Annotated in this window: 8 protein-coding genes and 1 CRISPR repeat array; all 8 genes read right to left on the bottom strand. The window is 65.3% G+C overall.

The window, feature by feature from the left end; translation table 11 throughout:
• Nucleotides 1–42: 42 nt before the first annotated feature.
• Nucleotides 43–699, bottom strand: a complete 657-nt coding sequence (gene cas1e, locus AB0B89_RS31815) for a type I-E CRISPR-associated endonuclease Cas1e (protein ID WP_358560171.1) — start codon at nucleotides 697–699, stop codon at nucleotides 43–45.
• 6 nt (nucleotides 700–705) lie between these two features.
• On the bottom strand, nucleotides 706–1,458 hold the full coding sequence (gene cas6e / locus AB0B89_RS31810) for a type I-E CRISPR-associated protein Cas6/Cse3/CasE (protein WP_358560169.1): 753 nt from the start codon (nucleotides 1,456–1,458) through the stop codon (nucleotides 706–708).
• 6 nt (nucleotides 1,459–1,464) lie between these two features.
• On the bottom strand, nucleotides 1,465–2,280 hold the full coding sequence (gene cas5e, locus AB0B89_RS31805; RefSeq protein ID WP_358560167.1) for a type I-E CRISPR-associated protein Cas5/CasD: 816 nt from the start codon (nucleotides 2,278–2,280) through the stop codon (nucleotides 1,465–1,467).
• A complete protein-coding gene (gene cas7e, locus AB0B89_RS31800) occupies nucleotides 2,265–3,386 on the bottom strand; it encodes a type I-E CRISPR-associated protein Cas7/Cse4/CasC (protein ID WP_358560165.1) in 1,122 nt (373 codons plus the stop codon). The genes cas5e and cas7e overlap by 16 nt, the downstream gene beginning before the upstream one ends.
• 37 nt (nucleotides 3,387–3,423) lie before the next feature.
• Nucleotides 3,424–4,029: a type I-E CRISPR-associated protein Cse2/CasB gene (gene casB / locus AB0B89_RS31795; protein ID WP_358560163.1), complete on the bottom strand. Its 606-nt coding sequence runs from the start codon at nucleotides 4,027–4,029 to the stop codon at nucleotides 3,424–3,426.
• 38 nt (nucleotides 4,030–4,067) lie between these two features.
• On the bottom strand, nucleotides 4,068–5,696 hold the full coding sequence (gene casA, locus AB0B89_RS31790) for a type I-E CRISPR-associated protein Cse1/CasA (protein WP_358560162.1): 1,629 nt from the start codon (nucleotides 5,694–5,696) through the stop codon (nucleotides 4,068–4,070).
• A gap of 307 nt (nucleotides 5,697–6,003) precedes the next feature.
• Nucleotides 6,004–6,351, bottom strand: a complete 348-nt coding sequence (locus AB0B89_RS31785; RefSeq protein ID WP_358560160.1) for a transposase — start codon at nucleotides 6,349–6,351, stop codon at nucleotides 6,004–6,006.
• A gap of 404 nt (nucleotides 6,352–6,755) precedes the next feature.
• Complete coding sequence (gene cas3, locus AB0B89_RS31780) at nucleotides 6,756–9,587, bottom strand: CRISPR-associated helicase Cas3' (protein ID WP_358560158.1); 2,832 nt, start codon at nucleotides 9,585–9,587, stop codon at nucleotides 6,756–6,758.
• 158 nt (nucleotides 9,588–9,745) lie between these two features.
• Nucleotides 9,746–9,956: a CRISPR direct-repeat array (repeat unit 28 nt; unit sequence GTCGACCCCGCGCACGCGGGGATGATCC).
• Nucleotides 9,957–10,067 lie beyond the last annotated feature (111 nt).

Here is a 10,067-nt window from a genome sequence, read left to right as displayed (position 1 = left end):
GTGTGGATCAACAAACCACTCACGTCTCAAGACGACGGCGCTTCACCACAAACCACACAAGTAGCCTGATGTCTCAACACGTTTGACAGGTTCCGCGACGATGACGGCGTGGCAGATGCCGTAAAGGGCGGCATTGGCGGCTGATAGGAGCCGGTTGAGGTCGTCACCCGCGGCGTGGGCGTCGCCGGCGCGATACTCGCGACGGTTCCAGGCCACGCCGGTGCGCTGTGAATGCGCCTGGTAGAGCTTTCGGATGCGTGATCCTTCACGTCCGCGGAGTTGCTGCATTGTGGCGGTGGAGACGTCCTCGCCGGGGAAGCGCATCCCGTACATGGTGCGGGCGACGTTCAGTCGCTCCTTGGTGCGGGTGACGAGCCAGGCTTGGCGGTGTAGGAGCCCGGCACCGCGAGCGGGGCCGAGCCCGGCGGCGTACATTCGGACGCCCTGTTCACCGACCCAGCACACGGTGGTGCCGGAGTCGGCGAGCAGGCGGATCGCGCCGTGGGTGACACGGCTTCCCGGGCCCATCAACATGACAGCGACCGTCGCGGCGGGCACGCGGACGGTCTCGCGCTTGTTGATGATGACCACGGCGTTCTCGTCACGGTCGATATGACTGCGCTCGACGTAGACGCTGGAGACACGGTCGGAGACGCGGTGCAGGTCGTGGGGGTGGGCTTTCCACCAGATGTCGGCCATCTCACCTCATTGACCGGTTGGCAGTGGGGCGAGGGTGAGCAGTCCGCACCCGTAGGCCTTCGATGGGCCGATGCCCCCCAGCAGCGCGCTGGTGAGTAGAGCATTGTCGGTGACGCGCAGCCGACCCTCGAAGGTCGCGGTGTGAAGGATGATCTGCTTGCCCCGGCCGCCCCTGGTGAACGTGCGGCGGTCCCTAGCGATGAGCCGGACGTCGGGGGCGGGCACGGCTTTGTCGTCGGCGAGGCTGGGAATGGGGGGGTCAGTGCGGGCTATGGCGATCTCGAAGCCGCATCGCGCCGTACGGTCCAGGAGCCAGCCGAGCTGGGCGTTGGCGGTGCGGTGGGCTAGCCGGAACGATCTGCGGTCACCGGCTGCGATGCGCGCGGCCTGAGCCGGGGTCGGCTTATCGGGGTGGTTGGTGTTCTGGACCGGGCTCGCGGTCAGCCGGAACGCGAATTCTCGGCCGGGGGTGATCCGGGCGAGCAATGGCGCGTAGTCAGCGATGGCGAAGTGCTCGCCGTCTGCGTCGGGCCAGCCCGCCGCTTCGACGATGTGAGCCCAATCGGGTTTGGACTGTGTGAGGACGAACAACAGGGGGCGGTATGGGTTGTCGGCGTCCAGTCGCCAGAGAATGCGCTCGCTGTCAGGCGTTCCAGGGACTCCGGCACAGATGTAGGAGTGCATGACTCTGGGGCTGGCGAGCATGGCGCGGCTTTGGGCGCGCAGGGGGTTGATCCTTATGCGAGACAGATAGCTCATCGAAGGTCACCAGCCCAGCAGAGCGAAGGGATCGTGTGCCGGGGAGGCGTCGGCAGGCGGGACCGGGTCGGGGAAACCAGTGGGGATCGACCGCCAAAGATGCGTGACACGACGAGTGGCGTAGCGGCGATCACGAGGGTGAAACGACACGGGCTCATCGTGCAAAACCTGATCCCCGTCGGCCGCCTCAACGGTCACCATCAGATCGATGCGCGCCAGCCGTCCGTGTCTCCTTTCGAACGCGTCCCGGGCACGGCCGCCTGCCTGCCACGGTTGGCTGGTCAGTGCTTCCAGAATCGAGTCGTTCTTGATCCCGAGCAGGATGGGCTGGGAAGGGACGCAGGAGCGCCGGCCCAGCGCCAGGGGGAACGCGGGGTGAGTGACGGCGTTGGCCAGGGAGTGCACCAATGGTGCCGGCCCCGCGATGGCGGCGACGAACACCGCGTCCTGGAGGTAGAAGCGCTGGGTTACATGCGTGTACTTGGCGGGTGAGGTCGGCTTTTGAATGCCTTTGGCCGATACGGCTGCCTGAGGCAGCGGCCGATCCTGGTAGTCGCTGACGGTGTGGTAGTCCCGCAGCAGCGTGCCCTCCTGATCGACGCGGACTCCCATGGTCAGGCCGAGTAGATCGCCGAGCGGCTCTTCACGCGGGTGACCCGCGGCGGCGGCGAGCAGTCCGATCACTCCGGACTTGGTCGGCTGCGGCCGTGTGTCGCGTCGGTTGAACACACTCTGATCGCCCCAGGACTGCATCGGCCCGGCCAGCCTCAGCAACAGGACGGCCTGGACGGGGTCGGGTCCGGCCATCAGTTCGTCTTCCACGAGGCGGTCAGGGCGTCGTTCAGCCCGGACAGCAGTTCGCTGAACGTCTCGTTGGCGCCGAACGCCTCGGCGAGGACGTCGTCCTCGAAGGCGTGGGAGACCGCGACGTGCGTGGGCTCGTCGCCCCACTGCCTGCTGGACCGCACGTACTCCTTCGCCAGCCGCACGGCTGAGGCGGCGGCGATCCCATCGCTCTCCCTGACCGGACGTTCGAAGGCCGACACCAGGTTGACAGGCTGGTCGTCGCGAACCACGACCGCGACCAGGCTGGGCCGGGTGCGGTGGGCGAAGGAGTTGATGTGGCCGGTCGGCATTGACAACGCGAACGCCTCGGCGAACCGTGTGACTGTCTCGATTGCGGCTTCGACACTGCCGAGGTTGGTTGCCAACTGGTGAACGCCGACCGTGGCGTACCTGTAGAGCGTCGCGGCGTTGAAGCCGATGTTCCCGAGCATCCCGGCGCCGGACTCGTCAGCCTCGTTCTCGTCGTCGACGGCCGTGTAGTAGTCCGACTCGATCTCGGTCGCGTGGGTGGAGATGGCGTGGGCTACCTGTGTGGCCGCGTCCACATTCAGCGATGGGATGTCGGCGACCATCCGGCCGAACAGGGCCACGCCGATCGGGTGGCCAGTCTTCAGCCGCTCCGCGACCGCTAGGTCCTTCGTCGCCGCCTTGAGCTGCTCATCGTCCAGTTCGGCCAGGTCCTTGGCCTGGTCGGCGATCAGACCGACGATCTCGTCCAGCTGCTGGTAGCCGAAGAACAGCAAGTATGCGGTGTTCCCTGCCTTCTTGCCGGCCTTGATACCCAGTGGTTCCAGCAGCGCCCCGGCGATCCGCTGAGCGGATTCGGGCTCGACACCCGTCCGCAGGACGACCCGCTCGGCCAGTTGCCCAGCGATCCGCTTGGTCCGGGTGCTCTGGTCGGCCTCGGGCAGCTTCGCATCGAACGCGCGCCGGGTGGCGCGCTTCCAAGCCTGGGACGAGACCCGGGCCCGGCGTACCCCGCCGAACTTGGCGTCCTTCGGATTGCCCTGGTCATCCCGATTCAAGTTAGCCGGGGGAACCGTCTGGATGATGTGGATGTCGACGTACTGGCGCTTAGACATCGTTGTCTCCGCTGATCTCGAAAAGGGGGGATGTGTTTCAGGATTCGGCCGAAGGCTCGTCGCCCGCCGACTTGTGCTTCCAGACCTGGTAGTCCATGGCCCATTGGCGGCGCGCGGCGCGTCGACCGTCGTCGTACTGCCAGTCGTGAACGAGCCGCATCAGGTGGTCGTAGTCGAGAGGCTGATTGATGGTGCGCAGCAGATCGACCAGGCCCCGCAGGCGGATCAGCAGCGCATCGAACGTGGTGGTCGTGGCAGCCGCTTCGACCCGATCGTCGATCGCCTTCGGGCTGAACCTGTCGCTGTTGCGCAACTGCGACAGGGCCCTGCCGAGCCGGACGTCCGGCCGGTGCATCGAGACGCTCTTGGACTGCTGATGCAGCCCGTACAGGGCGAGCGCCGCGTGCTCGGCCCGCTGCTCGAAGGACGTCTCGCCGCGTCGAGCCAGCTCATCATTGATCTCGCAGGTGTAGTGCGGCCACAGTTTCGGTACCTCGCCGAACTGCCGACCGAGTCCAGCGCGCATCGCCGCCAGGTCCTCTCCAGGCGGCGGGCCGATCGGACGCTGGGTTCGTGCGTCCATCAACCAGGTCCCGTCCGATGCCACGCGATTCCAGTAGCGGGTCGCCATCGAGTTGTTCACTCTCCATCAGCCATTGGGGGGATACACGGGTGTGCCCGTCAGGCCGCACGCCATTGGGCGGCGGCGCGCTGCAGGATGGTGGATAGATTTCGCCGCAGCCGCCGCTCCGCGTCCCCCAGACCTGGAGGCGAACCGGACTCTGCCTCGCCAGCGGCCCGGCGACCGGCGAACACCGACTCCGGCACCCCGGCGAACACCGTGTCGGCGACCTCGCGCGTGATCCGGTACGCGACCTGCTCCCAGGCCAGCAACACCGCATCCAGCCGCTGGTCATCGAGCCCGCTCGCATGACCGAGAACACGGCGAACAACGGGGTCCAGCAAGTGGAGAAGCTGCTCTCCGGGGCGCTGGCCCTTATCCCATGGAATCGGATCCAGCCCTGCTGCTCGTCGCAGATCGGCGGAGAGGTGATTTAGCGCCCGGGAGAGCCGCTCTGCCTGACTGGTCATCTCCACCAGTACGCCGTACACCTCAGCGTCCGCCTGCAGCGCGTTCACCGGCAACGGGATCAGATCATGGTAGACGTCGTCGAAGACGGCCGACTGAGTCCCATAGGTAATCCCGAAAGCCTCGACACGCAACGGGTAATCCTCCGGGAGCGTTCCATCCGAGCGGAGGTCCGCGGCCTGCCTGAGCAGACTGCTCGTCTCGACCGAGCCGCTTTCCAGGTCACTTTGATGGACAGCCAGCAGCGCTTCCAAGCCGCGCCAGATCGCCTTCCCCTGGACGTGCCGACGTGGTTTGCGGTCGGCGGCCTTGGACTTGCCGACGGGTTTGTCGTACTTCCACGCCGTGTGAGGCTCCCACTCCGGGAGCTCTCGCATGCGGTCCCCCGCTGCCACAATCACGCGCCTCACACGCACACCCTGTGCCGTCTGTTCCGGTATGAGGCGGATTCGGCGAGACTGCCACGTCCACAGACCAAGGAACCCGTCCGGGTAGCCGTCGGGGTCCCAGCCCGGACCGGCCGGGGGACGCCGCCAATGCGGGGTGCCGAGCGCCCCCCTTGGTCCGATGGGCAGGTTCAAAAGCAGCGTCTCATACAACGTACGGCCGGTGGGGACGAGAACGCCGAGCTGACCCAGCGGACCCGTGGGGTTGCCCGTCGTCTTGCCGGCCTTGACCTTGCCATCGCCTTTCGCACCGGTCTTGATCGCCGCCGTGTCCCAACAGTGTGCGTGAACCAACCACTGCATCGCCTCAGCCGCCGTCAACGCAGGCGGCTCAGCCTCGGTCCGCGACCCGAACAGCGGCACGTTGTTGCCGGTGAACTCCGTCGCCACCAGCAGCCCCGCCCCCTTGGTCTCCCCGCTCACCGCCTCCAGCTCCCCTGCCTGGGCGAACGGGGTATCACCGAAGGCATGGAACCGTGGGCCATGTTCCGCCAGATATTTTTGGATCTGGTCACGCTCGGTCTCATCGAACGCCCCAGCTTCGAAACGCTTTAGCCACTCCGCTCGATCCGCAGGCAAGCCCACGGCATCCGCGACGATCGGCAGCAGAACCTGCCTCAGCAGCGCGGGAACCTGCGTCGCAAGCTCGACGACCAGTTCGGTGAACGTGTTCGCCTCTGCCAGAGCCCTCTCGATCCCCACCTCAAGCAGAGCGCCATCATCCCGGCGCCGAAGCGGCAGCCATCCGTCGGATGCCAGGTCGAACTGATTCATAATGGCCTGCCTCAGGGGGAGTGGCTACCAGATAACAAAGTCAGGTGTGAGCGTAGAGGCGGGCACCGACGTTTTCCGCCGCACGAATATTTCACGGTCCGAATATCATGGTTTGGGCATACATGCACCGAATGCTCAGGGTCGTCAGCCGATCCGTTCACGAGCGGAGCTGAGTGTTCAAGCGATGAAGACCGACGCCATCGGCAAGCGAGACGCGGACTCCATCCGACGACGCCATCGCCGTACTGCCATTTTCACGACCCGACATGCGTGCCCCCGAGAGGGCCGCCCGTGGATTCTGCTGATATCAACGCGGCGTCGCTGCGGAACTGAGCTGGCTCACCAAGAAGGTGGATGCCCCCTTGAGGATCTCGTTGTCCCTGCGCAGTTCTCGCACCTCGCGCTCCAGTTCGGCGATGCGCCGAACGTCATCGCTCGCGGACCCCCGCCACCAGGAACTTCCGCTCCCCCCATTCCGGCACCAATTCCGCACAGTCCCCGGGCCGATACCGAGCTGGCGTGCCACCTGAGCGATCGTGCCATGGGGCTTTCCGGATCTTTCGATGTTTTCCCGGACCATCCGGACAGCCTGGTCCTTCAGCTCCGGCGGGTACCGGCGTGGAGAGGGACGCGAAGAACGGGATTTACCAGACATTACTTCCTTCCCTTCAGCTGCGGGCGCATCGATTGATGAACACGATGCGTCCTGTTTGGGGTTGCGCTCCGCGATACTGAGGGCATCTTAAGCGGCCCATTTCGTCGCGCGCAGGAAGTCAGAGGATCCAGTCGAGGCCGGGTCGCGGTTCACACCTCAAAGTGGTTCACTGACAATGGCAGCCATGTGGCGCCGGTCGCCCATCGGCCTCGCCAATGCGGGGATGATCCAACGATTCGCCCGGTCTGCGCCTTCGGCCCCGCGCGCGCGGGGATCACCAGTCGGATCCTCTGCGAGCGTCAACTGACAATCACAGAGAACCCTCACGGGGTCGCGTGATCTGCCGGTCGCTGAGCACTCGCGTTGCGCCGGGCAGGCAGTCTGATGGCTTTCGAACCCGATCGCTATTGGGGGTTGTCGAGGACCAGCCCCAGGTCGTTGTCGTAGCGGACCCTGAATCGATCGAGCCTCGCCTGGCTTTGTGTATCAAGTTTCAGGGCTCGGCTGTAGCGAAGCCACGGATGTCCCCGCCAGCCCGCCAACGGTTGGAGCTCCTCCTCGGCCGCCGCGGCGAGCTTCGCCGGAAGACGCACCGTACCGCCGAGAACCTCGTCGACGAGGTGGGCCGGCACCTCGCCGTTGGGGCCGAGACGCCTGCCCGTCCAGGAGGTGTATCCGTCATCGTCGTTGTGGACGATGACAACCTCGACGCTGGGCTCCCCGTCGCGGACGATGGCGTGGACGATCTCCTCATCTGCCTTTGTCTCCGCGTAGTGCAGGCCCTCCAAGGTTTTGTTCTCGTGTTCTTTGAAGCGGGTCAACAGGAACTTCTCGGCGCTTGTGGCGCGAGCCCGTTGCTCTGCTTCCCATGTGGCGAACGCCGCGGCTTCTGCCTGTGCCCATGCTTCTGGGACGACCGCCTCATCGCCATAGACGGCCGCGACCAGATCGGGGACCTGACCGGGAATCTTCCAGTGCGAGTTGTCGGCTGCGCGTACAAGCGCGGACGTTCGCAGCAGCAGATAGCGGCCGTAGATCGCATCGCTGGCCGGGAGGATCCAAGGAGCACCCTTGTCGCAGGCGCCGACTCCCGTGATGACGACACAGGGTTCGCGGAGCCGTGCGGGGCGCGGGACACCGTCATGGCGATGGAGCCGGCCGATCCGCTGGAGAAGCAGGTCGATCGGGGCCAGATCAGTGATCAAGAGGTCGGCATCGACGTCGAACGACTGTTCTGCGATCTGCGTAGCGACGAGGACGGTGCGGGGGCGATGATGGGTCGATGGTCCGAGCCGGGCCAGAGCCTCCCGCGTTCGGTCTGCCCGATGGCCGGCATGCAACCGGCCGTGCAGGAGGTAGACGTCAGCTTCTCCGAAGTGAGCACGTAGCGCCTGGTAGGTGTCTTGCGCGCGCTCGACGGTGTTGCGGATCACCAGGGCGCACCCGCCATCTCTCAGACGCTCGGTTAGGACCGCGACGACATCGGCATGCGTGCTGCTTACTGGTTCGGATTTCGCATGAGGGGACTCGGTGAGCACCTCGACCCGTACGTCGAGATCCTTTCGCCAGGACGAACGGTCATCGACGAGTTCATGCGGCCCCGCACCGTCGACCCAGACCGCGGTGACGTTCGGGTAGCCCCGGGGGGTGGACAGGTTAAGTGCCGGTGGCTCCTCGCGTGACGAAGCGCCCGCGAGATAGGCGTCTACCAGGGCACGCCGCTGAGTAGGCGACAGGGTCGCGGACAGGAGCACCACCGGGACACGCGCCTGTCCTAGCCAGCGCAACCCCTCAAGCAAGAACTGGGACATGTAGACATCAGCCGCATGGACCTCGTCCAAAATCACGATCTTCCCCGCGAGCCCGGCCATCCGCAGCATCACGTGCTTGGTGCGGGTCGCGGCGAACAGCAATTGATCGATCGTTCCCACGACCAGGGGAGTCAACAGTCCACGCTTGCTCCCCAGAAACCATTCTGCGGGGGCACGCCGCTCGGGGACCTCTCCGGCGCTGGACGAAGAAAATCCATACAGAGCGTCCTCGTCGACCGTCCCATAAATGTCATCAGGACTATCTCCGACCTCCTCCAGCAGCTCCTGCCATTCTCGGTTGAAACGACGCTTGCCATGCAGCAGCGCCACCTGTGATCCCAGCCCAGGAGACACCTTTCCCGCCCAGGCGCGTACCTGGGAGAAAATCGGGTCGCTGGTCGCCTGGGTCGGCATGCCGATGAACACCCCATCCGCTCCGAACCGGCCAGCCAGGATCTCCGCCGCCAACAGCGCGGTCTTGGTCTTGCCCTCACCCATGGGCGCCTCGAAGATCAAAAGCCCCGGGCCGGCCATGCGTCGAGCGGCGTCTGTCACCATCACCTGCGAACGACGCGGCTTCTCCCCAAAGCGGTCTTGGAAGGCATTGGCCCCAGGAACTTCAAGCTTGCCCCAGCCGCCCCGCAGCCCCAACTTCTCCCAAGCCCCGGCGGCACGCTCACGGGACGCCACCAGGCTCACGTCCCGCAGATCATCCACCCCCGGGAAATAACGTTCGTCGCTGGCGATCCAGTCGGCCATCACCACCAGACCACTCAGATGCAGTTGATCGGCTCGGCTGGGCACTCGTAGAGGCTGAACATCCTTCAGACCGTCGAACCCCAGCTGGCGGGTGAGGACTTCGACAACCGCCGACTGCACCCGGCGCCATTCGAGGCCCTTGCCATGCAGATGACCCCGTGCACGGACAGGTTCGGTCAATCTTCCTGAAGAAGGAAACTTTCCGTGGTGCCCGGCGACCAACGGCCATATCCACGCAATCTGGTCATCCGACCACCCGGCTCCGCGCAGCACGTCCCGGATGAGCTTCCCGCCAGCCCGGTCATGTCGCCAGTCTTGGCCTCCCGTGGCCATCCACGTTAGGCCTGCTTGCCGGACGGCCTGCGCCCCAACCTCGTCCATCTGCTGGAATGCCGGGGTCGCCTTCCCGCAGTCATGAACGCCACAGACCCAGGCGAAGAACCGGCGCCCGCGCCCATGACCTCCAGCCACTTCCTCCAGCAGCGCCTTCGTTGACGGGGCAAGATATCGATCCCAGATCTGCTCAGAAACCGCAGCTGTATCTAGGAGGTGGCACATCAGCAGATTCATGCGCCCCGCTGCCTTCGCAGCCGATTTCCCCCATAAGACACCTAACTGCCGAATTACGTCCGGATCTTTGAGGAACCCGAGCTCATGACCGTCCAAGATCGCCTCCTCGGCATCGCCGACCAGGCAGCAACACTAGAAGTCGCCACCGACAAAGGAGTAGCGATCGTCGTATGTCGTATAAGGTCGGCGCGTGATCCGGGAACGAACTAAATGAAAAACGAGGCCCAGCCCGGCAAACCCACAGGTCAACAAGCGTCGACCCCGCGCACGCGGGGATGATCCGATCGACGGTTCGGCGCGTTCGGTCTCGTCTGGGTCGACCCCGCGCACGCGGGGATGATCCGTACCGAGATGACGTAGCCAATGGCATCATCCGGTCGACCCCGCGCACGCGGGGATGATCCCCCCGATATCGGTTTCCGGGCCGGATACTCCGAGTCGACCCCGCGCACGCGGGGATGATCCCCCTCCCCGTCGTTGCCGGGTTGCGTCCACGGGGGTGGTGTACGAGTTTCCGCTGGTAGTCAGCGTGGCGTCGTGAAATGAAGACGGCCATCACGTGATCCTTCAGGTTGC

It is taken from the genome of Sphaerisporangium sp. NPDC049002 (genome assembly GCF_040649355.1).
In the GTDB taxonomy this organism is placed as follows: Bacteria; Actinomycetota; Actinomycetes; order Streptosporangiales; family Streptosporangiaceae; genus Sphaerisporangium.
Note: the sequence above shows the minus strand (reverse complement) of the source record. Positions and strands in the feature narration are given on the sequence as shown.